This is a genomic window from Vibrio pacinii DSM 19139, assembly GCF_000711795.1.
GTDB lineage: Bacteria > Pseudomonadota > Gammaproteobacteria > Enterobacterales > Vibrionaceae > Vibrio > Vibrio pacinii.
In genome coordinates this window covers 402,228-426,324 of the sequence record NZ_JONH01000002.1, presented here as the reverse complement: position 1 = coordinate 426,324, position 24,097 = coordinate 402,228, and the positions used below count along the sequence as shown (strand labels likewise).

Here is a 24,097-nt window from a genome sequence, read left to right as displayed (position 1 = left end):
ACTTTATCTTAGGATCTTAAGATGCATAACGTTGCGATTCTCGCTCACTCTCACCTGACCTTATTTGAAATGTCGTGCGCGATTGAACTGTTTGCGCTGCCACGCCCGGAATTTACCACCTGGTATCAAACCGACGTCGTTAGCCTAGAACAAGGTGCAATCAACACGACAGGGAATATCTCGCTCAACGTAACGAGTATCTCTAGCCTTGAAGCGTATGACACGTTAGTGATTCCAGGTTGGCCGACATGGGACTACCCGACCCCAGCCGCAATTAGCCAGCAGGTTAGGCAATTTGTGGATTCGGGTAAGCGAGTGCTCACTTTGTGTTCAGGTTCTTTTTTGCTTGGTACGCTTGGGTTACTAAACGGTAGAAAAGCCACTACCCACTGGATGTATCAGCAACGCTTTTGCCAACAGTTTCCGCAAGTTGATTACCAACCTGATGTGTTGTACGTGTTTGATGGCAATATTGGCTGCTCGGCAGGTAGCGCCGCCGCCCTTGACCTTGGTTTGGCCGTGATCAGGCAAGACTTTGGTTATCATGTTGCCAATCAGGTCGCCAAAAGACTGGTTGTGTCATCGCACCGCCTTGGGGGGCAAGCACAATTTGTTGATACACCATTACTCGCCGTGCCAAACCAATTTGCTCAAGCGATAGATTGGGCAAATAGTCATCTCGATAGAAACATGAATGTCGATGAATTGGCCCGGGAGGCCAATATGTCACGACGCACCTTTGATCGTAAATTTCGCGCCAGCTTTAACCTCTCGCCGAAAGAGTGGTTGATTCAGCAGCGCATAGAAAGGGCGAAAGGATTATTGGAACAACAAGCGCACTCAATCGAGCAATTAGCCGCCATATCAGGTTTTGACAACGCAACGACACTTCGCCATCACTTTCGCCGTTTGGTCGGAGTATCGCCGCAGCAATATCGCAAACAATTTGGTGAGATGAATTAACCTTGACTAGAGGATTACTCTTTATCGAAGCTATCAACCACTATCGCGCCCATAGACGCGGGCATGGCGATGACAATCACTCGCTTTAACGATGTCACGGGATCATCAACCAAGGGAAGTTTGTCGATACACACTAATACCAACGCCACCACAAACGCCGCCATGACATAAGCCGAGACAATCCGCAGAACAAACACGCCTTTGCGGTGTTGAATATCGCGTTGAAAGACACTCTCATAAGTAAACAAAGTCAAAAATGTCAGTGACAAGGTCATTAACATTAATAAGTTACTGGTTGGCAGCGTCTCTCCCAGTCGCCACGCTTCTTCCGAAAAAGAGATCGGTACCGCCAGCGCAAAAGCGCCGACAAAAATTTGCCCAGCATCTTCAAAATTAAAGCTCAATTTCATGACGATCTCTTTACTCAGTAGTTTAACCAGCCAAGTGGCTACTCTTCGGCGGCCGAGTTTGGTAAGTTTTTCGGCACAACTTTAGTCACGCCTTTTTGCAAAATCAGACTATTCGGGTATGTAATGATGTTGCCATTGGCATGACGCAAAATCACATGGAACATGGTGATATCGATGATCACGCCACTGATATCTTCATCCTTTTCGGCCACCTTAACCGTATCGCCAATACGATAAGGAAAGACAAAAAAGATCAATATGCTGGCGGTCAGGTTACTTAAAATAGACCATTGGGCAAACAGCGCCACACCGAGCACAGCGAATATCGACGACAGAAATAGAGAAATATCGCCAAAGCCTAGGTCAAGAATAATGGTAAAAAACGAAACAAATAAAATAAACGCCATCAAGTTGAAGGCCTTAGTGACAAACTTTGTCCTTTCAAGCGATACGCGCTTATTACTGGCTAACCTAGTAATCCCACGCTGCCCTATACGTCGCAGCACCAGATAGCCGACAATTAATAAGCAAGCTAACAACGCTTGCTTGCTTACCAAAGTCAGCGGGAAAAACTCATCCACTAAATAAACCTCAACTTTCTCAGTATCACCACTTCAATTACACTGACGATAACTAAAGCAATACAAAATAGGGTAAATGCCATCGGGCTATCAACACCCGGCATCCCACCGATATTAACCCCAAGCAATCCAGTAAAGAAACTGGCGGGAAGGAAGATGCCAGCAATAATCGAAAAAAGGTAGGTATTTCGATTCATGATTTCACTTTGCTTTTGAGCCAAGTTCGCCAATTGGTGATTGATCTGATCCATATAGAACTCGATGGATTCATTTATACGCAAAATCAGGTCCAAACCATTTTTCACTTGGGTTTTCTGATTGGTTAACATCACGAGATCGGCACTGATCAAATCTTCAAACACATAACGCTGCGGCTTGAGGTAACGGCGTAATTTAAGCAAACGAAAGTGGAGCTGATTGAGCGTATTAAGGCTGGCCTGCTCCTCGCCTTCAAGTTCGTTGATCTTGTCTTCTATCGGGGTCAGAAAATCAGCAATAAGGCGGTTAATACCATTGATCATCGACATTAACACCGCATCAAGGCTGTTGGGCCCCTTGCCCTGTTCCAATCGATTAATAAGCGTTGAAACCGCGCGCGACGGCACTTTACGAGTCGAAATCAGTGCGCCCTTGTACCAGAGTATACGCAGACTCAGCATATCGTCAGGCTCTGACCCCTGATTGAGGTTAATACCACGCAAGATAATTAAAAAGTTATCATCGTCATAACTTTCAAAGCGCGGGCGAGTATCATCCGCCAACAATGAATCAACGATACCCTCAGGGATTTGATTTTCCATGAGCCATTCGCGCAATCCCGGTTGATCACGCTGACAGTGGTACCAGTTTTTTGCAGTGATACGCTGTGCTTGATTGGCTTCAAGTTGTGCAGTACCCGATGAAAAATCCCATCGAGAAATAATAAAGTCATTCATAACGCGTCCTTGGCATGGCGAATAGTTGAGTCAGCTTATATATGAATGAAAAATCGACTCGGTGCAATAAATTTCCAAGCAAAACAAATAACTTCATCGAGCGAGTATCGTTAAGCTCTCGTTGGTGACGAGAGACGACCGATCAAATGAGTAAGGTTGAATGGATCTGGACTAGAGCAGTTTATCGAGATCGGGTTGAGGTAGTGTTTCAAAGCCAGGTCTTGCCACCAAATAGCCTTGAATTAAATCCACATCAAGGGATTTTAAAAACGCCAGTTCTTCAACTGTTTCGATCCCTTCCGCTAACACGGTAATACCCAATTGTTTGAACATCGAAACACAGTTTTTAACGATCACTTGTCGGCTATTGGATGAATCGATATTACGGATCAATGCCATGTCTAGTTTGGCAATGTTGGGCTGAAAGTCGGCCAATAAGCTCAGACCGGAATAGCCCGCACCAAAATCATCTACTGCGGTTAGAAAGCCTAAATCACGGTAACACTGAATAATGTTTTTAAGATGCTCGGTATCACGCATTCTCTCGACTTCAGTAAACTCAAACATAATTCGTTGAGTAGGAAAATCGTACTTTTTAGCTAACCTTAAAGTCGTCGCGAGGCAACGTTTGGGTTCGTAGACGGCGTTAGGCAAAAAGTTAATACTTAAAATTGAGTCTAAGCCTAACTCTGCAGCCAGTTTGATCGCTTTAGCGCGACATTGCTGATCAAAGTAATACTTATTCTCATCATTAACTTGCGAAAGGACATCATAAGCAGACTCGTTGTTCACCCCTCTAACCAATGCCTCGTAGCCAAATAACTTCTCATGCTTTAAATCCCAAATCGGCTGAAAAGCCATGGTAAAATCGCTCATTTTTGATTTGTGACATTCACATTGTTCGCATTTAGCGGGAAATTCCGCTTGGACATCTTGAGGCATCATTCTTTTTTGACCTTAAACCAACTCAACTCTTAGCAGGATAGACCAAAAAAGCGCGAGATGTAACGGTTCGATAGCCATAGCGTTAGCGACAACAAAAAATAGTTTTGTCTTACTATCAGCACTTTACTTCATTGACCTATTAAGTTCACCGGTAAAAAAGGCTGCAAGATGCAGCCTTAAAACAGTTAACTTTAAGATAAAAAAGCTTACAAAACCGTCTCTTTAAAGTCGAGAGTCACTTCTTGAGTGGCTGGCAGAGTCACTTCGATGGCTTGATCGGCTGGATTGGCGATGATGATTTCAGGATTGTACTGCTCAGGGTCATCAGCCACCGCGTTACAGGTGAATGCCGCTGTATAGTCGCCAGCAGGCAGATAGCTAAACGCATATTGACCATTGTCATCGACATCGGTTGACGCATAAGGCTCGACGTAGTTCTCAGGTAACTGAACCTCGTTGTATTCCACATCAACATTATCAATCAAACTATCGTTCGAGTGACCATGACCGCGGTACAGGTAGACAAAGTTTCCGCTATTAGCATCACAAGAATCACCAGCACTAAATAGTGCGACGTCAACCTGACCTTTTAGCGAAGCCGCGGCACTGTTATCAACAATAGTCACCCCATGCGGCTTAAGGTTATAGCCCTTATTTGAACCAATACTGCGTTCAACCAGCGCACGTCTTAAGTCAAACTCAATAGTGAAAGCTTGCACTGCTTGCTCACTGGTCTCAAAGCCTCCTAGTTTCAACTTGTTGCTTGGCACTTTCAGCTCAAAGTCTCCACTATTGACATCACTAACCCAACTCAGAGGTAAGCCTGAACGAGTATGCATGATCAGCTCTTTATACTTGCCAACCGCAATTTCTTGGTCAGAAAGAATCATCTTAGCGTCAGAACCTTGAAAGGCGAGTAAATCAACTTGTTGATAGCCTTCATTTTGCTCACTATCAACGACATCAAGATAGTAGCGCGTGCCATTTTCGTGCACCAATTCAAGTGCATCGAATGCAACAACAACATTACTTGCGCTATCAACCGGCGCGTCAGAGACGCTAAAAGAGACTTTTGTCATGGCAGGTTGATCAGACTCAGAGCCATTACAACCCGTTAATGCCACTGCTAAGGCACTTAAAATCATTATTTTTGTTTTCATTGCGACTATTTATTCAATGTTCAAAAACAACGATTTTAGGCGTACCTCGTCAGAACCATGTCATAACAAAGTTGTCAATAAGCAAGAGTAACACCATAGCAACAGAACTGACCGTCAGCTGACATTACGCGATCAATCTAACCACTAAAGAGCCTGGAGCGCGCACCGATTCGACGTTGTGACTGATAACCGTGCCATTGGATGGCGCAAAGTAGCTATAGATTTCATCACCAAAACTATTGTATTGCGTTGCAAGTTTCTGCCCCTGCTCAACTCGCTCTAGCAACGCAACATGACACAGAACAAAGCCCCCTTGCTGGGCCCGAACGCTGGTAATCTGGCTTCCTTCAATGCAAGCATTGTTATTCTCAGTGACCTGACCTTCAAGCAATTCATACGCGCGCAATACATTGAGTACCCCTTGTGTGGCACGCTCGACCATGGTCAGGTCAGTGTAGCGCCCTACTCCGACTTCAATCGTGATCGATGGAATCTCTGCTCGGTTGTAGACGGTTTCCAAAATGCCCGGATCGCCAGGATCGTTAAGAATGACATCTGGGTTAATTAGCCTCGCCATACGCAAGGCATCTGCAAGTCGATAATCAGCAAACGCGTAAAGCGGGTACGCACTGCCACTGGTCTGTGAGTGAAGATCAATCGCCAAATCGGCATTAGGCTTGAGTAAGTTCTCCCATAAGCTATGCGCGTAGCGACTGGCATCATCACCATTGGGGTTACCAGGAAACAAACGATTTAGGTTAGACGAAGAGCTATCAGGCGCTGCAGAGTGAAAGTCGCGACTATGGCGCGCGATACCCGATAAGTTAACCGCTGGCACGATAGTGATACAACCACTTATGGTTTGTCCTTCGAGCTCACGCGCAACTTGCTGCGCGGTGAGAATACCGTTTTGCTCATCACCATGGACACCCGCCGTAATTACAATCCGCTTACCAGGTGTTACGCCTTTAAACACTCGAACAGGCAAGGCTTGTGGATGGCCTATCGCATCGGTCGCAACGGCAAACCAAAACTTATGCTCACCTGGCTCCAGCGCGTTGACGTCCAGCGCTTGCAAGGTCGGGTACATGGGAACAATTGATTGATTTAACGGCTTGGTCATTTTCATCCTCACAGCAAAAAGGCGGGTATCCATCACCCGCCTTAGGTTACTCTGCTTGCTACTCTAATATGGAACGCCCAGCTTGAGTAGCCTTGAGAGGTTGAAAATGCTGACCACTTAGCTTTCTTTGGTTGATGTCACAACAACACTAAATAGAATCAGTCCTCCACCAATCAACTGCATAACACCGAGCGACTCTTGTAACCAGATCATGGCAAACAAAGCGCCAAACAGTGGTTCACTGCCCATCAACAACGACACGCGCGTGGGTGAGGTACGTCGTACGGCGTAGTTTTGAACATAAAACGCAAACAGTGTGCAAAATACCACCAAATAGGCCAGCGTCATCCAAAACTCACTACTGGTTGGAATCACTATCTGTGACGCGGGCAAATAAATCAAAGCACAGCTGATCGCAACAACCGCGACCACCAAAGATTGCAATGAGGTCAGTGTGGTCGTGGTGATCGCCTTCCCTTCAGTAAAACGCTTGGTTAATGTCACCATTAAAGCGCGCAATAAGGCGGCGGCGAGAATAAAGTAGTCACCGCTGTTCAAAGATAATTCAATGTTTTGATTACTGGTCAGCAGCAGAACACCAACCACACTGCATACGGTCAGTAACCACAAGGTATTACTGACGCGCTTTTTGTTAATAATCAACTCGGCAAAAGCGGTTAAGATAACCGATAAGCTGATTAAAAACGCCGCATTGGATGCAGAGGTCTGCGAGACCCCAAACACTTCGCAGAAAAAAATCGCCGATAGAATAAAGCCGGTCGGTATGGCAATCTTCCAGTCTTTGTTGAGTCCTCGGCGAAAGTCTCGAATCACTACAGGTAGCATACATAAAAAAGTGATTGAGAAACGAATCGAAATGAATACCAGCACGCTAGTATAAACCAGTGCACTTTTGGTTAGACCATAACTGGTACCCCAGAATATCGCCACTAACAACAATAGTGATTCGGTTAACGGAAACCTAAAACTTCCTTTTTTTAATTGACCCGCAGCCGTTGTCATCCTATTCCTCCATTTTTGTAAAAGCGATCACGAGTACATCCCTGTACGCGCACTTATCTAAGCAAACTGGCGTGATCGGCGACACTTCATGCATAGTGGCAAGGTCATCGGCCATCACAATATCGAAGCTCTTATCTAAGGTCAGACGCTCCAATACGTTTTTGTTGTCATCAGTAATCACCGTTTCTCCACCCATGATATTGGTGCGGTTAATCATCAATGAAGCAATATAAGTAACGCCATCGCGGTGCAACCCTTCTGGAGTAGGTTTGCCGACACTATGCCCATCAGTAATAATTCGATATGGATGTAAACGGATATTCCAGTTGGTTGCTTGTCCTTGCGCCCCATCGTAAACATCACTCATCATCAGCAATAGTTTTTCCAAAATTGGTGACATGATGAATCGGTCAGTCAAAGGTTCAAAATGGCGTTCCACATCGCCATTTAGTGGATTAACCGCCGCGGGCTGAACGTAAGCTTGATGAGGTAGCATCACCAACTGCTGGCTATGTTTGCCCTTATTAAACTGGCCGTAACGTCGATAGCGATAAGTGCCTCCATCGGCCATATACTGGTCACGCTCAAGGTTATGCCAACAGCTTTTAAACCGCACCACTTCATCAACATTGGTCGCGAGCATGCTGGTCATCTGTTTGCCACTGACAAACACATAGCTATTTTGATTGAGCAAGTTAGCAATCACCGAGGCGTGTCGTTCTCTGGGCCTCTTAACGATATCCATTCGACGTTACCTCCGAGTTGCAACTGCGGTCGACAGCAGGTGAAGGGATCACTAAGGTGCGCTGACTGCGTAACTTAGCCGTGTCCACTTCCCAGCGGTCTCTATCACGCAAGTACTTAGCCTTATCAGCGACAATAGCGGTCGCCAACGCGTTTCCGCGCGATAGTTTGAAGAGAACACTGCCAGAGATAGACTCGGCAGTGTGAGCGATGAACGCATAGCTTGCACACTGTAGAGTGCTTCCCCAACGACCTTCTACGGCCTCTTGAGTCCACATTTCGTTTTGCATAGCTTTAGCTTTGAGTACATCTGTGGGTAACGTTGCTGTTTCCAGCAACTTATATGCTTTCATGAGGATAAGAGCAGCGGGTGCTTCGCGCACCTCTAATACTTTCTCATCGTCATCTAAATGGTCGAAACCGATGTAACGACCTATTTCATACGCGCCAACGTGGTTGTTAATGAAAGCAATCATTTCCCTAAGGTTTATCGGCAAATCATTAATCGTTACCGGATACCCCTTACGAAATCCTATTTTAATTTGATGTTTATCGAGTTGCTGCTGTGGCTGCCACTGCGACCACGAGAACAGCGACTCAGAAAGTGTAAAACCTTCAGGGTCATCAAGAACACCTGACTCAAACTCGCGGCACCAAAGATTCGCATCGCCACTGACCGAACGAGATTTAAATCCCACCAGGCCAGAGTGAAACAACGCGTTTGCTTTATCTTCTCGGCTCAATGCGGAATACTCATATGGTGAGCCGTAGTAACCTTGATAGCCACTTGCCTCAATCGCACCATTAAGGCGTCGAAGGCTGTTTTGCGATTGATTAGCGGTGTGAATAATGGCATCGCACTGGAGTTGCTGCGCCACTTCGATCGCTTTACTGATGATAATTGGCCGAGATAATGAAGAACTGACCGGATAATCGCCCAAATAGAGCGCTTGGGCCTGAATCGCAGAAACGATGCTGTGCTCAACAAATTCTTGCTGTGCATCAACGATCTGCAAATCGACGCCATAATGGTTGGTGATCAGTTCTAGGTTTTCGCGATCAATGCCATCGCCGAGATCAACCACTAACGCGGTAACCTTCGCATCGATCTCTTTTAGTACTTCAAGTAGGTAACTGCTGTCTAATCCCCCACTAAAAAGTGTCAATACATGGTTCACTGCAGGTGAGATCGCTTGAATATCTTCGATACTTCTTATTTTTTTCACGACGTCCTTTCCACTCATCTTGTCATTCATTGACTTATTTAGTATCCATAAGTAACTTAAGTGAAACAATATAGCCATTTCGCAAAGGATTTTTGCACCATGGACACAAATAAGCTTATTCCATTACTGTCTGAGATGGCGATCTTCGTTAATGTGGTTGAATCGGGGAGTTTTTCTAGAACGGCGCAAAAGCTTGGTGTCTCACCCTCTTCCGTTAGTCGTTCAGTGACGCGCTTAGAAAATGCTTTGCAAGAAAAATTACTTGAACGGACGACACGCAAGATGCGTTTAAGCTCAACAGGGCAAGAAGTTTACGCCTTATGTAGCGATATGATGAATTCGGCAAAACTTGCGGTATCAGCCGCCCAAGTTGATAAAAGTGAGGTCTCAGGTGCGCTCAGGGTCGCGGCGCCCAAAGCACTCTCTCGTCAAGTCCTGATGCCAATGGTGCTCGACTTTATTGAGCTTTACCCTCATGTCGCCCTCCAATTAAAAGTCGCTGACCATTACATTGACCCCATTGGTGACGAAGTCGATGTTATTATCCATATCACTGATAAACCCACCGAGGGATTGATTGCCAAACCGTTAGCCAATTGCCGTTTGGTTATGTGCGCAACCCCTGAATATCTCGAACAACACGGTACGCCAATTCATCCAGAAGATATCGCCAGCCATAACTGTTTGTGCTTGGGGGAGAACCCACGCGATCGAGTATGGGACTTCACCAATAACCTGAAAAAAGTCTCAATCAATGTCAAAGGTTCTTTTACCGTTAACCATAGCGAAATCCGCCGTGAAGCCGTGATTCGTCATACTGGCATATCGGTTTTCCCCGAATTTGCTATTCAGTCGTATATCGAGTCAGGTCAAGTGATTGAAATATTGCCAGACTGGCATGTGGGTGGGAACTATCAGGGCAATATTGTCGCGCAATATGCCCAGTCTAAGTTCATTCCGGGACAGATCAAAACCTTTGTCGAATATTTACAACAGCGATTTAGCCAATAGACCAAACGCGCTAAGCGAGAGCATTTAGCTCGCCGATTGCGCCTCAAGTTGCTTAACTAAACGGTCCGCTAGTTGATGCGTCGCGATATTACGCGCAATAACATCTGACGCTAATTGGCCACGCTCGACCACCTTTAACCAATCAAGAATCATGTGCTCAAAGCCTTTACTAGTCAGCATTGGCGTCCAGTCTTTCAGTGCCAATGAGCAATGTTCACCCGCTTGCCACCTTTCCCCCTGATGGAAAGAATCAAATTGATACGCAGCATTGCTATACGTCGCACTGACACGCTCAGTGGTAATACCAAACTGGCGATTCATCGAGGCATGAAGCAACGTCTGACCAGACTGCCATTGAATATCGAGGCGTGCCAATTTGCCAGCGTCGAACTGATGCGTGACGTAAGCTTGATCAAGACTGGCGCGCGCGTCTAAATTAATACTATCGAGCGGATGAATGAAATCATCAAAAACAAATGTACGAATCTCACCAGCAAGATTATGACGATGCTTTTCCCAACGAAGAGAGGTCAGTTGCCCAATCTGGCCTTGCGCTAGTTCAGGAATATATTGGTTATAGAGTGGGATATGACGACGATTAAAGCCGACATAAAGAGGTTGATGGTGCAGTTGAGCAAGCTCATACAAGCGTTCCACTTGTTGTGCACTATCAGCCAGCGGCTTATCAACAAAGGTCGCAATTCCATGGGCTAGGAAAAAACTCGCGACCTGATAATGCACAGAGGTTGCCGCATGGATCATCACAGCATCCGGTTTAAAATCAATAACCTGTCGATAATCTTGGCAAGTATTGGCAATACGATATTTCTCCGCTAACTGCGTCAAAGTTTGGGCATTGCGAGTCGATAAAATCAGTTCGACCCCTGGCAGTTGAGTTATCACCGGAAGGTAGGCCTTTTGTGCAATGTCACCTAAGCCAATAATTGCGATTTTCACGTCAGATTAACTCCAATTGAGAATGCGAACTTCGTTACCTTGTTGTGGCAACTTGGGAATGTTGAGTGACAATAGAAATGAAATCAATGCCATCCCTGCGCCAATGTAAAACACTGCCGCAGGCGATACCAGCCAAATCAACCCGAAAGTCACGGGAATAAATACTGCAGCGATGTGGTTGATAGTAAATGCCACCCCAGCCGTCGAGGCCATATCTGCCGGATCGGCTATTTTTTGGAAATAGGTCTTTATTGCCAGTGCGAGAGCAAAAAACAGATGGTCAATCACATAGAGTAGCGCGGCCCATTGCGCCGTTTCTACCACCGCATAGCCTGCAAACACAATAATCAAACCTGTGTATTCAAACATCAAAGCTTTGCGCTCACCGACCTGACCGATAAATCGCCCGATCCGTTTGGCAAACAGAAAATTGAATAGGTAGTTGATTAAGAACAGCACAGTAACGTCCGCCGCCGAGTAACCAAACTTCTCCACCATCAAAAAACCGGCGAAGACGGTGAAGATTTGGCGCCGTGCACCACTCATAAATGTCAGCGCATAGTAGAGCCAATAACGCTTGCGTAGGACGAGCTTTTTGTTTTGCTGCACATCAGTTTGAAACTGCGGAAAGGCGAGCATCATCCAACTTACGAGCACCAAACCAATGCCACCAAAAATCAGATAGACCCATTTAAACTCTAAGCTGAGTACTTCAAGGCAAAACCATAACGCGGCGTAGGTCACTAACGATGCGAGCGCCCCCACGGATATCATCTTACCTAACATTTCTGGTGCTTCGTCTTTTGACAGCCATTGAAGTGAAAGCGACTGTTTAAGCGTTTCGAAGTAATGAAAACCGGTCGACATCAACAAGGTTGTGAGTAATAAGCCCAATAGACTGGGAAAGAATCCGGTGATTGCGGTACCGAGTGTCAAAGCCGCCAGTGACAGCAACATAAATCGCTGTTCACGGATAAACAACAACAAAAACACCGCGCTAAAAGCCAGAAAACCAGGGATCTCGCGTACGCTCTGGAGCAAACCAATATCAGAACCATCAAAGTTGGCTTTTTCGATCACAAAGTTATTCAACAAGGCCATCCAACTTGAAAAAGCTATCGGAACCACAATCGAAATAATTAACAGAAAGTTTTGCGGAGTTTTCCAGCTCGCAGCATGATTCATACCGATGTCCTTATCTGGTGAGATAACTAGAGTAAATCGCCGCGACGTAACACACAAATCATTTTACCGATGCGCTATTTACTCATGAGCTATTGATGGATAGGCAATGATCGCCTGCCTAATATTCATCACATAATAATTATCTAAAACAGTGCTTTAACAAAAAATCGAATGTCGTTATGGTGTATCAATGTTCAATCAGTCGTTAAGTTAAGGCAATAATATGGAAATAATAGTCCGTCCGACTCAAGTTAGTGATGCTGCAGCATTGTGTGATATCTACTCACAACCGCAAGCACAACGAGAAACTCTGCAACTGCCGAAGCCTTCAGTAGCCATGTGGACGAAACGACTGGAAAGCATGCCTCAAGGCGTTTATAGCTATGTTGCAGAGATAGATGGACGAGTAGTGGGAAATATTGGCTTTGAACATTCTCAACGACCTCGCACCGCCCATTGTGGTAGCTTTGGTTTGGGAGTCCATGATGACTTTCATGGTCGAGGAGTGGCCAGTAAACTGATTGAGACCGTGCTCGATTTGGCCGATAACTGGCTGCAAATTAAACGAGTCCAAATCGAAGTGAACAGCGACAACGAAAAAGCGATAGCCTGCTACAAAAAGTTTGGTTTTGAAATCGAAGGCGAAGCCAAGTGGGGATCATTTCGTGATGGTCAATTGATTAACACCTATTACATGGCGAGGATTCAGGCCTAGTGCTTAGTCAACCTATTTCGTTACGATAAGGCGTACTTAGCGGTACGCCTTAAGTGTTTCTAGCGCTTGAGCAGTGAGTGCTTCGGTGTAAGCATTGATCTTCCAATGGTCCGGACTCCACCCTTTAACGAAGCGTTGAAAATCGGCCCAAGCGATAGCAAATAATGGCCGCCAAGCCTGCTCAACCCTTTGTGCACAGAGTTGAGGCTGAGTGTCACTGAGCGCAAGTTGCAAATGCACAAAATATTCGTCGAGCAACTCACTTTCCATCTGTGCGCACAGCTCAGGATCAACGGCACTACTGATAAACAGCGCAACATCTTTCATCGCACATCCGCGCCCGACATATTGAAAATCGACCGCCGCCGCTTGGTTTCCATCTGGCGTAAAACAGAAATTCGCCAGCTTAGCATCACCATGAACTAAGGTTGGGTATGGCGCTTGCGTTAATACACGATCGATCGTGTGTGCGTGCTGCTTTAACTGCATATCTTGCAGGGCATCAAATTCATCTGGCCGGGTCGCAAGGTGCCAATAACACCCTACAGGCCATAAATCTTTACCTTGATCACCAATGTATTGTGCATGAAATTGAGCGAGCCAACGCAAACAAGCGGTAATGTGTTGTCGTTTGGCAGTGCTCACCACCTCGCTATAACCCACCGACTTTAGGTCTTCCATCACGAGTAGATAATCTTGCCCATCCGTCTGAACGAGCAGTTTTTTCGGCACTCGCGCGTTTGTGTGCTCGGCCTGATGGTTATACCAGCTCAGCTCTACTTGATAGGATTTCAGTTTACGTTGGTGAGAACGTTGAGTATTCCAACCTCGAGGGTGAGTATGTTGCTGGGGCAGCTGGACATGTTTTACTACAATACTGGTGCTGTCGACATAAAGCCGAACTAGCTCACCGTAGCCGCCCCACAATACCTGTAACCGCTGACTAGAGTGAAGCGTGGTAAATCCGAGTGCTTCAATAATGGGCTGATATCGCTTCAATGTCATTTACACTTGTAGATGTGACCACTGCGGGTTACGAGACATATAGTGCACCACATAACTGCAAATAGGCTGTACTTTCATACCAAGTTGCTCGATTTCAGGCAAAATTGCTTCCATCATCACCTTGCCAAACCCACGGCCTTGGAGTGCTTCTGGGACCTTAGTGGCGGTAATTATATAGACGTTGTCTTTCTCGACAAAAGTCACAGTCGCATAATGCTCATCTTGTAAGTGAACACGAAATTGATGATTTTCTTGGTCAAGAATTACCATATGAGACATATTGACTCCCAGAAATGATAGATAGGTCAAACTTATTAGGTAAATTGATGTTTGAACAATAACGAATCCAAACATAAAATTGGAGAGCTCCGAGGTGTTTTTTATAATCCCATGCGGACACACTTATTTACCCATCGACAAAACAATAACATGATGGGAGCAACGGAGGCTAGATGAATACCCGAGCGGTAGCAAAAAACGATCAACAGCAAAGTGAACGCAGTGTCTCGGTTCTCAACAGCACAGATGCACTGGCAATGGTTGAGCATGGTGGAGAGCTCACGATTGGTATTTCGACGCCTGTTGGCACGACATTCCGCTGCAAAACCTCATTTATTGGCACTCACTCGCAAAATGTTGTTTTAGCCGAGTTACCAAAAATTTCCGAAGACGATCTTGAGTTCTTTTTCCAAGAAGGTTTTTGGGCAACTATACGAGCCATTTCTCCTCGCGGTGAAGGCGCTGTGATCCACTTTCGCAGCCAATTACAACACGTTCTAAGGGCTCCGATTGCGATGGTCGCACTGTCGGTTCCCCAGACGATGCAAGTCACCCAACTGCGTAAAGAGCCTCGGTTTGATATTAACTTATCGGCAAAAGTAACAGCAGAGAGTCATCGACTTGAATGTGAGATTCGTGATCTCTCAAAAGGAGGCTGTCGTTTCATCACAGCGCCACTTAGCCGACCGTTCCAAGTGGGTGAGGAGATAGCGTTGCAAGTTCAGCTAAATACATTAAAAGGCACACAGTTCGAACCTTTATTTGGCAAAGTATGTAACTTACAACGTTCGATGCATTATGCCCGCTACGGCGTCGCATTTACCGATCTAGGCAAAAACAACGCCAAAGTCTTGTTAGGACATCTTAAATTTAACGGCACCAAACTTACCCTCAGGTAGCCTCACTGGCAAATAATCGAATCGATAAAACAAACGCCCTCTAATGTAGGGCGTTTTGCTTGAGTTAACCGATAAACGAGATATACCCCTGAAGAATAATCAGGTTAACGATATCAATGAAGAACGCCCCCACAATCGGCACCACCATAAAGGCTTGTGGAGAAGGGCCAAATTTATTGACCAATGAGCCCATATTCATCACCGCTGTGGGTGTGGCTCCTAAACCGAAACCACAATGGCCCCCGGCAATAACCGCTGCATCATAATTTGCTCCCATCACTTTAAAAGTCACGAAATAAGCAAATATGCCTAACACCACTGATTGCACGGCTAGAATGACCAAGAACGGAATCGCCAAATCGAAGATATTCCATAGTTTCAAACTCATCAGCGCCATCGCAAGAAATAACGCAAGAGATACAGTACCAAGAATATCAACCGTCTCAGCGTCCACTTTGTGCACCTTGGTCACTTCAAGAATATTGGTGATAAACACACCGATAAACAGCGCATAAACAAAATCTGGGATCATTAACCAGCTGATCTCGAAGCCATTCACCCACATTTCAAGATACTTAGCGCCGGTAACACAGAGTAGAAGAATGAACAGTATTTCGATCACCTTTTTCGCGGTGACCTTATCTTCCTCATACTCGTTATATGTGACAAGCTCAGGAAAACGTTGGTGAGTATTAACCCCGGTGCCGTATTCAGACTCGAAACCATTATTGTTGATCAATTTTTGCGCGACAGGGCTACCGATGATACCACCAATGATCAAGCCAAAGGTGGCCGATGCCATCGCAATTTCGAGCGTATTCGATAAGCCAAAACTCTCATTAAACGTTTGTGCCCAAGCCGCGCCTGTACCATGGCCACCTGACAGCGTAATCGATCCCGCAATCAATCCCATCAGAGGATCGAGCCCGAGAGCAGTGGCAAGCGTCACCCCGACTCCGTTTTGAATAATGATATAGAAGGAAGCAATCGCTAAGAAGATAAAAACCTTGGCGCCACCCTTCACCAACTGGGTATAGTTGGCTGCCAAACCGACCGTAGCAAAAAACATCAACATAAAGATTTTTTGCAGTGGTAATGAAAACTCGAGATCGATGCCATTGAAGTGCACAAGAGTGATAATAAACGCGACAATAAGGCCGCCGACGATCGGTTCAGGAATATTGAACTTTTTAAGAATCGGGAGTTTTGAGTTAACGAAGTGACCTAAGAACAACACGCTGATAGCAATTAAGAACGATTCTAGCGGTCCCACTGAAATTATCTGATTCATATAACCTCTTATTAGTTACGCACTCATCGTCCTTAATGAGTTGAGAGCTCAAAAGCTCCACTGAGCATTGCTCATAAACTGGTTTTTCTATTGAAATGTGTCCTTATACAAACAACCTTGAGATGTTCGTTTCAACAGGTGCTCCGCGCCCTCAATCAGGCAGGATGCGAAGAATAAAGCGGACATTATTAATAAAAATACGACAAAATGTCGAGTATAGAATTAAAAAGTCGCGAAATTGTCGAGAAATAGAGGTGTCGTTAGCGTTTTTCACACACTCAGGCTACAACGACGTTACATTGTAGAGACAAAAAAATAGCCAGCCGCAAAATTGCGATTGGCTTATATATAGTGTGAACAAATAACATTCACTAACAACGTCAGTTGGCTAGGTGACCCTCGGCTTAAGAAGGGTCGAACTAATTAATGCAGGTTGCGTGCCAACTATAAAAAGTAGGGTTTCTTAGTCTTGTGCCGCATTATTAGGTCAAAAAACCGTATCAAAATGCAATATGAAAATTGCATTTTGCAAATTTTCGCAAAATTATATTAAACCAGACTCTTATAAACAGTTTTATCAACGTTGATTTTTCATACATTTTCAAACTCAGAGTCGATATACTCAACCCACTTATTTTAACGACTCAGTCATCATGAACTATTTTTCTACGTTTCTTAAAGGTATGGCCATGGGAGCGGCGGATGTCGTCCCTGGTGTTTCTGGCGGTACTATCGCCTTTATTACCGGTATTTATGATACTTTGCTGGAAAGTATTCGTCGCATTAACCCCAATGTCATTGGCATCTGGAAGCGCGAAGGATTTAAAGCCGCATTCAATCACATCAACGGTAGATTCTTACTGGCGCTCTTTGGTGGGGTGTTTACCAGCATTGCGACACTGGCCAAGCTGATTTCTTGGTTACTCGTGACCCACCCTATCCCGTTGTGGTCATTCTTTTTTGGTTTGATCCTTGTCTCTGTGTTTCACATGCTCAAGCAGATTGAACAAAGAAGCTTTAACCGCGCGGTGATGCTGCTGCTGGGTATCGCGTTCGCTTATAGCATTACGATTCTCAATCCGCTCCAACTTGAACCAACCAGTCTCAATGTTCTATTAGCCGGAGGCATTGCTATTTGCGCCATGATTTTACCCGGTATCTCGGGCAGTTTTATCTTACTGCTAATCGGCATGTATACGCCTGTGCTCGGCGCAGTGAAGTCGCTTGATATAAGCATTTTGGCACTGTTTCTCTGCGGTTGTGTGATCGGCCTGCTGAGCTTTTCTCATGTACTCTCTTGGTTACTGAAACGCTTTCGCGATCTGACATTAGTATTTCTAACTGGCTTGATGTTAGGCACATTACCGAAAATTTGGCCGTGGAAAGAAACCATCAGTTGGCGTATCAACTCGAAAGGGGAACAAGTGCCTCTAGTGGAACACAATTTAACCCCATTTGATTTCGAAACTATCACCTCTCAGCCTTCACAATTAGGTTTAGCGATTGTGTGTATGTTGTGTGCGATAGGCTTAGTTCTTGGGCTCGAAAAGTATGCTGAGCGTCACGAGGTCTAATCACTGGTTAGTTTGATCAAGCGACCTATTTGGGGTCGCTTTTTTATTACCCCGTCAAAATGGTAATGATAACCAATTGCAACAATACTGATATTTTATTAAGCTGCTGGCACGAATAGATGTTAAGAGCTTCTCGCCATGACAGAGCACGCATTTTTTGAAACGCTATTTGAACATTCACGACGGGTGACTCCTTATCTAGAGGGTCAAATCGAGCCAAACGAGTTGCAAACAGCGTCGTTGATTGGCCTCGGCCAACCGAGCTCAGCGTGTATTCAAACCTTATATAACAATTTGCAATCGGCCCATCCTGAAGCGGGATCAGCCTATTGGTTAACCCGCACTTGGACCTTATTGTGTTGGCAGCCGATCTATGTGGCGTTTGTCGCCATATACTCCTGTCGAGGATTACCGCCGCTATCAAGCATGACGCAAAACATAAAAACGGACTTTGTGAGCGGGTTTCATTTTACTTCACTAGCGCGTCTACAAGGCCCTGAGCAAACGCTGATCACACAAGCTGGCAAGCAATTGGTTGAGCTATTTGACTATTTCCGTGATGAAATGAGTCAGTGGACTCGAATTCGTCCCGGCTTTACCAACCACCTGTTTGCCGACGGCATTCTTGGCTGCTTAGTTAAACTAAGCCACTACTATCCTCACCTTTCTGAACAATATCTTGTTGAACAAGGCCAGCGGTGGCTTGACGCATGCGGTCTGCCAGCCAAACTGATTAACTCGTTGAGCTACAATGCAGACAACCACAGCCTAACCTTAGTGAGAACCAGCTGTTGTTTAGTATACAAATGCCAAGGTCGGGCGCTGTGTCGCAACTGCCCAAGGCATCCGGAAAATAAAGTTTAACGCGTGACTTGAATATTGGTTGTGGTTTTACCGGGAGATGAAAAGGCACTCCAACTGATCATCGCAGCAAATAACACACACAAATAAATTGGATAATTCGGTGAAAGTGTCGCCGTAAAAGCCAACAGTGAGGCAAATCCGTAACCTAGCGTATGCGACATCGAGATATAGCCCGCAACGGCTCCGGGCGCATTGGCATGTTGGGCGGTCGCGGCAGACGTATACGCCGGGACCAACAAAGCCGCACCACACGCGGTCAATATCATCGCCGCAGCAAATAGCCAAATGTAAGGGACAAGAAACAGGGCTAAACCGCTTACAAATAGCGCAGATCCCAAACGATACATCTGCTCTGGACTCATTTTCTTTTTCTTAATCACGGCCACTTGAGTGGCGAACGTACAAGCCGCGCTAAGAGTGAGTAACAAACCAATCGCATCACTAATTTGACTCGTCGACCAAGCGGTCAACGACCCAATCAAAGGTGAGAAGCTGTATTGCAGCAAGGCGATTGCGCAACACAACAACAACCCACTCGATAAAAAACGCCATATTTTTCTGCTTGGTAACCAGGGCAGTGATGATGGCGCACCAGAGTGTTGATTTAACAGCGTTGGGGAAGGTAAGAAAAGCGCAGCGCACAAAACGATCACGGGTAGCAAAATCATGACCACCAAAGGGGCGAACGGCGAGACTTTAAGCGCGACAATGGCGAGAACCGGACCAACCAAACGCCCAGTGCTTAATCCAATGCTAACGCAAGTGATGGCTTGCAGGCGATGTTGCTCACCACAGAGTAAAATCGCCCAGTGTTGACTGGCTGGCACCATGCCCGAAACCGTTGCGCCATAAATGATACGCGCGACCACTAGGCCAACTAAACACCAGACTAGCCATGCCGAAGCACCTTGGCTCATCATCGCAAATAGCGCCAACAATGCGAAACTGAATGCCATACCACACAGCGCCTGCACGACAACACGTTTCGGACCATGTCGGTCACTCACTCTGCCCCAAAATGGCGCCGAAGGTAAGAAGATAAAACTGCCTAACGCGATGAGGATAGACCAAGTCGGAAGATCAAACGCTGATTGCTCGACCAAAAAAGGTAACGAGACTAACAGACCGTTTTGTCCAATACCCATTAACGCTGCCGCCGAGCCAATAATGCCAAGCTGAAAGGAGTGGTTTTTTATAAGAGACATAATGAGAGTCGCCGCTATTAAGCTGAAAAGGCCATCATTGCTGATGGTTTTATTAACACAATTATTGATAATGAAAACAATTATCATTGCTATTCTATTGTGGTAACATTAACGACTTGTAACCAATAACTCAACTGTCTATTGCATTATGTTTCGACTGGTCGACGCCTCATTTAGCATTGAAAATAAAACGATTCTCTCTGCCACCAATCTGACTTTTGAGCCGGGTAAAGTCACGACACTGCTCGGTCACAATGGTTGTGGTAAATCAACCTTAATCAAGCTACTGAGCCGGCAAAACACACCGACAAATGGTCACGTTCTGTATAACCATCAACCAGTTGCCGCGTTAAGCAATATTGAGTTTGCTCACCAAGTCGCCTATTTACCACAGCATCCACCGCTGACTGATGGCGTTACCGTGCGAGAATTAGTCTGTTTTGGCCGTTACCCGTGGAAAGGGGCATTTGGCCGCTATGATAAGCAAGACTACGCCATTGTTGACGACGCGATTGCTAAAGTCGGTTTAAGTGCGTTTGCCGAGCGCTTTGTTGCGACCCTTTCAGGAGGGGAAAGACAGCGAGCTTGGGTTGCGATGTTGCTCGCTCAGCAAAGCAAAACGTTGTTACTCGATGAGCCAACCTCCGCGCTTGATGTGGCCCACCAACATGAACTACTGAGTCTCATACGCGAGCTGAATTTGAGCTTAAATCTGACCGTGATTATGGTACTGCATGACGTCAATATGGCGGCAAAGTTCAGCGATTACTTAGTTGCCTTGCATTCAGGCCGCGTCATTGCCAATGGTTCACCCGCCCAATTAATGAATCGCGATACCTTAATGCAAATCTACGGCATGGAACTGGCGCTCTTTCCCCATCCACATACTGGTCAACCTATTAGTTATATCCCTTAACAACAAGTAGAAGGAATCTGTTGTGAAAACCATTGTTATCATACTGGTCTCAGTCATGGCATTTAAGGCGTACGCTTTTGATATTGAACATGAAATGGGCATTGCTTCATTTGATAGTCCACCGAAAAAAGTCGTTGCTCTCGACTGGGCATTAACCGAAACGGTACTCAGTTTAGGTGTCGAACTTCAAGGCGTAGCCGACGTACAAGGCTATAATCAGTGGGTCGTCGAACCCAAGATCAATTCGAGTGTGATCAACGTGGGTTCGCGACGTGAACCTAATATAGAGCTGCTGAGCGAGCTAAAGCCCGATGTTATTTTGATCAGTAAACACATGGCGGCGGCGTATCAACAACTCAGCAACATTGCCCCAGTGGTGGTTTTTACCCTGTACAGTGAACAAAAGCAGCCACTTAATGCTGCCGAGTCAGTGACACGCTCTTTGGCAGTATTACTCGATAAAACCCCACAAGCTGAGCAAGTGATCAAGCAAACCTATGCCTTGCTCGGCGCCAACGGTGAAAAAATTCGCGCTCATGATAAGGCACAGAAAAACTTGCTCTTTGCACGCTTTATCAATGACAAAACACTGCGTATTCACAGTCAAGGTTCGTTAGCTGACGCCACTGCCTCAGCAATGGGCTTGAGTAATGATTGGCAAGAGACAACCAATTTATGGGGATTTACCACCACGGCAGTGGAAAAACTCGCTGAACATCAGCAAAGCAGTGTGATTATTTTTGGCCCAGTTCAACCACAGTTGCGCCAATCTCTGCAAAGCTCGGCGCTATGGCAAGCGATGCAATTTACGCGCAGTGAGTCCGTCTATGAACTTCCGCCTATCTGGACATTCGGCGGTTTGATTGCCGCGCAGCGATTTAGCGATCATATTACTCAGCTACTAACGACAGCCCAGCCATTAACCGCACAACCATGAGTAGCACTAACCTCCTTCGCTCACACCCAATTAAGTTTCCCACTACCGCTTTGTTGTTGGTAGCCATGGCGTGTCTTGTTGGCACCCTTTTGCACATCACCGCCCCATACTCACAAGGTATCACGCTAATTTGGGACACCTTATGGCACTTCGACCAAGGTAATTACCAACATTTGATTACCTACCTGACCTATTTACCTAGACTCACTGTTGCTCTGCTAAGTGGTTTTGCATTAGCCATAGCCGGTTGCGTGATGCAGTTTGTGCTGCGAAATCCCATCGCGTCACCCACCACTCTCGGTGTTGCCGCTGGCGCTGAATTGGGCATGGTGCTTGGCTTATTGCTGCTGCCTGCCGGATTATCAATGCCGAGTTTTGTGCCTGCGTTTTTGGGCGGCTGCTTGGCGACGGCACTGGTTTTTCTGCTTAGTGCAAAACGCGGATTTGCGCCTTTACATATGATTCTGGCCGGTATGGTGGTGAGCCTTTTTTTCGGCTCGTTGAACACCATGTTACTGATGCTGCACGAACAAAAGCTAACCAGCATTTTTGTTTGGGGAGCAGGCGCCCTTAATCAAAATGACTGGAGCAGCGCTAAGCTTCTTGCGCCACTAATTGCGGTGCCGACACTGTTGCTGATGGTGCTGCAGCGTCCACTGTCTGCTCTGCAGTTTGGTGATAATGTTGCCTCTTCTTTGGGCATCAACATCAAACAGATTAAGCTGCTTTGTCTTGGCTTGGCGATATTCATCACCGCGGCAGTGGTCAGCGAGGTCGGTTTGATTGGTTTCATTGGTATTGTCGCCCCGGCAATCGCAAGGCTATTGGGTATCAGGCAACTAACGGCTCAATTGATGGTCAGTGGTCTTATTGGTGCCATGATGTTGTTAATGGTCGATTTAGCCATTCAGCCATTTTCTGGCGTTGGTGGCGCGCTACTGCCAACTGGTGCAATGACCGCATTAATCGGCGCCCCATTTCTGTTATGGCTCCTGCAACGCAGCCAATTACAATCGCAGCTTCGCGCCCGCGAGGAACCGCCCCAACGCTACATCAACATAGAGGCAAAAGTCGTATTGCCATTAATGATGACGGTACTTATTGCAGTGACAGTGTTGGCGTTACTCTTAGGCCAGGGCCAAACAGGCTGGAATTTAAGCTTCAACCCAAGCCTACTTGAACTGCGCGCACCACGAGTAATGACCGCTTTATTCGCCGGAATTGGGTTGGCCTTTGCTGGCACCATCATTCAACGAGTCTCAAACAACCCGATGGCGAGCCCAGAAGTCCTCGGGCTAAGCTCAGGCGCCGCACTAGCCTTGGTGCTTGGCAGTTTATTAGGTGTTGCCGTAGAGCGAGAGCAACAGATGCTCTTTGGCACACTAGGCGCACTTTCGGTCACCGCTTTATTGTGGTTTATGGGTCGTAAACACCACTTTGCACCAAGTCAACTGCTGCTGACCGGCATCGCCATCAGTGCTGGACTAGATGCATTGTTACGCATTGCCATGAGCTCGGGCGATGATAATGCCACAGCTCTGCTGACTTGGTTGTCAGGTTCAACCTATTTAGTGGCCGAGTCTGACATCTATCTCCTTGCGACCGGTGTCAGCGTTGTGGCACTGGTGGCACTTTTACTCCAGCGCTGGATTGGCATAATAGAAATGGGAGAAGTAACCGCGAACAGCCTTGGCCTTAACTCGACTCGTGTGCGACTTGTCTTGCTCGTGCTTGTCGCGGCGCTGACGACCCTTTGCACTATCGTGATTGGTCCATTGAGTTTTATCGGCTTACTGGCACCCCATATGGCGCGCTCGCTGCATCAATATCAACCGCGAACGCAAATGCTTAGCGCGGCTCTACTCGGCGCGCTAGTCATGGTGTTAGCTGACTGGCTCGGACGCAACCTCTGGTTTCCTTGGCAATTCCCCGCCGGACTGCTTGCTTCGCTCATCGGCGGTGGCTATTTCCTTTATCTGATGAGACGTTGACGATAGATATTTGATACCACAGAAGGTGACCTCGCAGCACCTTCTGTTAACCACACGGCAATACTTAACCCACATTATTTCTCCCCTTTGTAAAAATAATTTTATTAAATCATCAAAAACAAGTTGATCATACGAATGATAATAATTAGCATTCTCTT

The 24,097-nt window shown here is 46.2% G+C and carries 24 protein-coding genes; 9 read left to right on the top strand and 15 right to left on the bottom strand.

Translation table 11 applies throughout. The features are described 5' to 3' along the window. The first annotated feature begins 21 nt into the window (after positions 1-21). Positions 22-963: a helix-turn-helix domain-containing protein gene (locus BS19_RS04145; RefSeq protein WP_038173518.1), complete on the top strand. Its 942-nt coding sequence runs from the start codon at positions 22-24 to the stop codon at positions 961-963. Positions 964-977: 14 nt separating this feature from the next. Here the strand turns inward: BS19_RS04145 and BS19_RS04140 are convergent, their stop codons facing one another. From BS19_RS04140 to BS19_RS04100, 9 genes are all read right to left on the bottom strand, one after another. Continuing rightward, a complete protein-coding gene (locus tag BS19_RS04140; protein ID WP_038173517.1) occupies positions 978-1,373 on the bottom strand; it encodes a DUF2391 family protein in 396 nt (131 codons plus the stop codon). 38 nt (positions 1,374-1,411) lie between these two features. Beyond that, complete coding sequence (locus tag BS19_RS04135; RefSeq protein WP_038173516.1) at positions 1,412-1,954, bottom strand: mechanosensitive ion channel family protein; 543 nt, start codon at positions 1,952-1,954, stop codon at positions 1,412-1,414. Further along, a complete protein-coding gene (locus tag BS19_RS04130) occupies positions 1,954-2,889 on the bottom strand; it encodes a CorA family divalent cation transporter (protein ID WP_038173515.1) in 936 nt (311 codons plus the stop codon). Before BS19_RS04130 ends, BS19_RS04135 begins: the two co-directional genes overlap by 1 nt. Positions 2,890-3,060: 171 nt before the next feature. Further along, positions 3,061-3,831, bottom strand: coding sequence for an EAL domain-containing protein (locus tag BS19_RS04125; RefSeq protein ID WP_038173590.1), 771 nt, complete (start codon positions 3,829-3,831; stop codon positions 3,061-3,063). Between the two features lie 209 nt (positions 3,832-4,040). Then, positions 4,041-4,994 carry a DUF4382 domain-containing protein gene (locus tag BS19_RS04120; protein WP_038173514.1) on the bottom strand — a complete coding sequence of 318 codons (954 nt, stop codon included), beginning with the start codon at positions 4,992-4,994 and terminating at the stop codon, positions 4,041-4,043. 124 nt (positions 4,995-5,118) lie between these two features. Next, positions 5,119-6,117, bottom strand: coding sequence for a succinylglutamate desuccinylase/aspartoacylase family protein (locus BS19_RS04115; protein ID WP_038173589.1), 999 nt, complete (start codon positions 6,115-6,117; stop codon positions 5,119-5,121). Between the two features lie 117 nt (positions 6,118-6,234). Continuing rightward, positions 6,235-7,140 (bottom strand): DMT family transporter, encoded by a 906-nt coding sequence (locus BS19_RS04110; RefSeq protein WP_038173512.1) that lies wholly within the window; start codon positions 7,138-7,140, stop codon positions 6,235-6,237. 1 nt (position 7,141) lies between these two features. Beyond that, on the bottom strand, positions 7,142-7,885 hold the full coding sequence (locus BS19_RS04105; RefSeq protein WP_038173511.1) for a 2OG-Fe dioxygenase family protein: 744 nt from the start codon (positions 7,883-7,885) through the stop codon (positions 7,142-7,144). Continuing rightward, positions 7,872-9,110: an argininosuccinate synthase-related protein gene (locus tag BS19_RS04100; RefSeq protein WP_038173588.1), complete on the bottom strand. Its 1,239-nt coding sequence runs from the start codon at positions 9,108-9,110 to the stop codon at positions 7,872-7,874. The genes BS19_RS04105 and BS19_RS04100 overlap by 14 nt, the downstream gene beginning before the upstream one ends. A gap of 99 nt (positions 9,111-9,209) precedes the next feature. Here BS19_RS04100 and BS19_RS04095 point away from each other — a divergent pair, with 99 nt between their 5' ends. Then, entirely contained in the window at positions 9,210-10,121 is a 912-nt protein-coding gene (locus BS19_RS04095; RefSeq protein ID WP_038173510.1) for a LysR family transcriptional regulator, read from the top strand. Between the two features lie 24 nt (positions 10,122-10,145). Here BS19_RS04095 and BS19_RS04090 read toward each other — a convergent pair whose 3' ends face one another. Continuing rightward, the gene (locus BS19_RS04090) at positions 10,146-11,078 is read right to left on the bottom strand and encodes a Gfo/Idh/MocA family protein (RefSeq protein WP_038173509.1); all 933 of its coding nucleotides are present in this window, start codon (positions 11,076-11,078) and stop codon (positions 10,146-10,148) included. A gap of 6 nt (positions 11,079-11,084) precedes the next feature. Then, positions 11,085-12,263: an MFS transporter gene (locus tag BS19_RS04085; protein ID WP_038173508.1), complete on the bottom strand. Its 1,179-nt coding sequence runs from the start codon at positions 12,261-12,263 to the stop codon at positions 11,085-11,087. Positions 12,264-12,486: 223 nt separating this feature from the next. Here BS19_RS04085 and BS19_RS04080 point away from each other — a divergent pair, with 223 nt between their 5' ends. Next, positions 12,487-12,978 (top strand): GNAT family N-acetyltransferase, encoded by a 492-nt coding sequence (locus BS19_RS04080; protein WP_038173507.1) that lies wholly within the window; start codon positions 12,487-12,489, stop codon positions 12,976-12,978. Positions 12,979-13,014: 36 nt separating this feature from the next. Here the strand turns inward: BS19_RS04080 and BS19_RS04075 are convergent, their stop codons facing one another. Further along, on the bottom strand, positions 13,015-13,983 hold the full coding sequence (locus tag BS19_RS04075; RefSeq protein ID WP_038173506.1) for a phosphotransferase: 969 nt from the start codon (positions 13,981-13,983) through the stop codon (positions 13,015-13,017). Next, positions 13,984-14,262 carry a GNAT family N-acetyltransferase gene (locus BS19_RS04070; RefSeq protein WP_038173504.1) on the bottom strand — a complete coding sequence of 93 codons (279 nt, stop codon included), beginning with the start codon at positions 14,260-14,262 and terminating at the stop codon, positions 13,984-13,986. Positions 14,263-14,435: 173 nt separating this feature from the next. Between BS19_RS04070 and BS19_RS04065 the strand changes: the two genes are divergently transcribed. After that, complete coding sequence (locus tag BS19_RS04065; RefSeq protein WP_038173503.1) at positions 14,436-15,161, top strand: flagellar brake protein; 726 nt, start codon at positions 14,436-14,438, stop codon at positions 15,159-15,161. Between the two features lie 64 nt (positions 15,162-15,225). Here BS19_RS04065 and gltS read toward each other — a convergent pair whose 3' ends face one another. After that, entirely contained in the window at positions 15,226-16,452 is a 1,227-nt protein-coding gene (gene gltS, locus BS19_RS04060; RefSeq protein ID WP_038173501.1) for a sodium/glutamate symporter, read from the bottom strand. Positions 16,453-17,105: 653 nt separating this feature from the next. Here gltS and BS19_RS04055 point away from each other — a divergent pair. Further along, positions 17,106-18,026 carry a polyprenyl-phosphate transporter gene (locus tag BS19_RS04055; RefSeq protein WP_038173499.1) on the top strand — a complete coding sequence of 307 codons (921 nt, stop codon included), beginning with the start codon at positions 17,106-17,108 and terminating at the stop codon, positions 18,024-18,026. Positions 18,027-18,164: 138 nt separating this feature from the next. Further along, on the top strand, positions 18,165-18,890 hold the full coding sequence (locus BS19_RS04050; protein ID WP_038173498.1) for a siderophore ferric iron reductase: 726 nt from the start codon (positions 18,165-18,167) through the stop codon (positions 18,888-18,890). Here BS19_RS04050 and BS19_RS04045 read toward each other — a convergent pair. Further along, complete coding sequence (locus BS19_RS04045) at positions 18,887-20,095, bottom strand: MFS transporter (RefSeq protein ID WP_038173587.1); 1,209 nt, start codon at positions 20,093-20,095, stop codon at positions 18,887-18,889. The genes BS19_RS04050 and BS19_RS04045 overlap by 4 nt on opposite strands. Positions 20,096-20,243: 148 nt before the next feature. On the opposite strand from BS19_RS04045, the gene BS19_RS04040 reads away from it, so the two are divergent. The 3 genes from BS19_RS04040 (at position 20,244) to fhuB (ending at position 23,939) form a co-directional block, all read left to right on the top strand. Then, the gene (locus tag BS19_RS04040; protein ID WP_038173497.1) at positions 20,244-21,011 is read left to right on the top strand and encodes an ABC transporter ATP-binding protein; all 768 of its coding nucleotides are present in this window, start codon (positions 20,244-20,246) and stop codon (positions 21,009-21,011) included. Between the two features lie 22 nt (positions 21,012-21,033). Then, positions 21,034-21,948, top strand: coding sequence for an iron-siderophore ABC transporter substrate-binding protein (locus tag BS19_RS04035; RefSeq protein WP_038173496.1), 915 nt, complete (start codon positions 21,034-21,036; stop codon positions 21,946-21,948). Between the two features lie 65 nt (positions 21,949-22,013). After that, positions 22,014-23,939: a Fe(3+)-hydroxamate ABC transporter permease FhuB gene (gene fhuB, locus BS19_RS04030; protein ID WP_245609252.1), complete on the top strand. Its 1,926-nt coding sequence runs from the start codon at positions 22,014-22,016 to the stop codon at positions 23,937-23,939. The last annotated feature ends 158 nt before the right edge of the window (positions 23,940-24,097 follow it).

What these genes read in the sequence shown, in the direction of transcription:
- BS19_RS04065 (WP_038173503.1), top strand. Translation starts at nt 14,436, where the DNA reads ATGAATACCCGAGCGGTAGCAAAAAACGATCAACAGCAAAGTGAACGC.
- gltS (WP_038173501.1), bottom strand. Translation starts at nt 16,452, where the DNA reads ATGAATCAGATAATTTCAGTGGGACCGCTAGAATCGTTCTTAATTGCT.
- BS19_RS04145 (WP_038173518.1), top strand. Translation starts at nt 22, where the DNA reads ATGCATAACGTTGCGATTCTCGCTCACTCTCACCTGACCTTATTTGAA.
- BS19_RS04055 (WP_038173499.1), top strand. Translation starts at nt 17,106, where the DNA reads ATGAACTATTTTTCTACGTTTCTTAAAGGTATGGCCATGGGAGCGGCG.
- BS19_RS04085 (WP_038173508.1), bottom strand. Translation starts at nt 12,263, where the DNA reads ATGAATCATGCTGCGAGCTGGAAAACTCCGCAAAACTTTCTGTTAATT.
- BS19_RS04045 (WP_038173587.1), bottom strand. Translation starts at nt 20,095, where the DNA reads ATGTCTCTTATAAAAAACCACTCCTTTCAGCTTGGCATTATTGGCTCG.
- fhuB (WP_245609252.1), top strand. Translation starts at nt 22,014, where the DNA reads ATGGCGTGTCTTGTTGGCACCCTTTTGCACATCACCGCCCCATACTCA.
- BS19_RS04050 (WP_038173498.1), top strand. Translation starts at nt 18,165, where the DNA reads ATGACAGAGCACGCATTTTTTGAAACGCTATTTGAACATTCACGACGG.
- BS19_RS04095 (WP_038173510.1), top strand. Translation starts at nt 9,210, where the DNA reads ATGGACACAAATAAGCTTATTCCATTACTGTCTGAGATGGCGATCTTC.
- BS19_RS04130 (WP_038173515.1), bottom strand. Translation starts at nt 2,889, where the DNA reads ATGAATGACTTTATTATTTCTCGATGGGATTTTTCATCGGGTACTGCA.
- BS19_RS04075 (WP_038173506.1), bottom strand. Translation starts at nt 13,983, where the DNA reads ATGACATTGAAGCGATATCAGCCCATTATTGAAGCACTCGGATTTACC.
- BS19_RS04070 (WP_038173504.1), bottom strand. Translation starts at nt 14,262, where the DNA reads ATGTCTCATATGGTAATTCTTGACCAAGAAAATCATCAATTTCGTGTT.
- BS19_RS04110 (WP_038173512.1), bottom strand. Translation starts at nt 7,140, where the DNA reads ATGACAACGGCTGCGGGTCAATTAAAAAAAGGAAGTTTTAGGTTTCCG.
- BS19_RS04120 (WP_038173514.1), bottom strand. Translation starts at nt 4,994, where the DNA reads ATGAAAACAAAAATAATGATTTTAAGTGCCTTAGCAGTGGCATTAACG.
- BS19_RS04105 (WP_038173511.1), bottom strand. Translation starts at nt 7,885, where the DNA reads ATGGATATCGTTAAGAGGCCCAGAGAACGACACGCCTCGGTGATTGCT.
- BS19_RS04115 (WP_038173589.1), bottom strand. Translation starts at nt 6,117, where the DNA reads ATGACCAAGCCGTTAAATCAATCAATTGTTCCCATGTACCCGACCTTG.
- BS19_RS04080 (WP_038173507.1), top strand. Translation starts at nt 12,487, where the DNA reads ATGGAAATAATAGTCCGTCCGACTCAAGTTAGTGATGCTGCAGCATTG.
- BS19_RS04040 (WP_038173497.1), top strand. Translation starts at nt 20,244, where the DNA reads ATGTTTCGACTGGTCGACGCCTCATTTAGCATTGAAAATAAAACGATT.
- BS19_RS04140 (WP_038173517.1), bottom strand. Translation starts at nt 1,373, where the DNA reads ATGAAATTGAGCTTTAATTTTGAAGATGCTGGGCAAATTTTTGTCGGC.
- BS19_RS04125 (WP_038173590.1), bottom strand. Translation starts at nt 3,831, where the DNA reads ATGCCTCAAGATGTCCAAGCGGAATTTCCCGCTAAATGCGAACAATGT.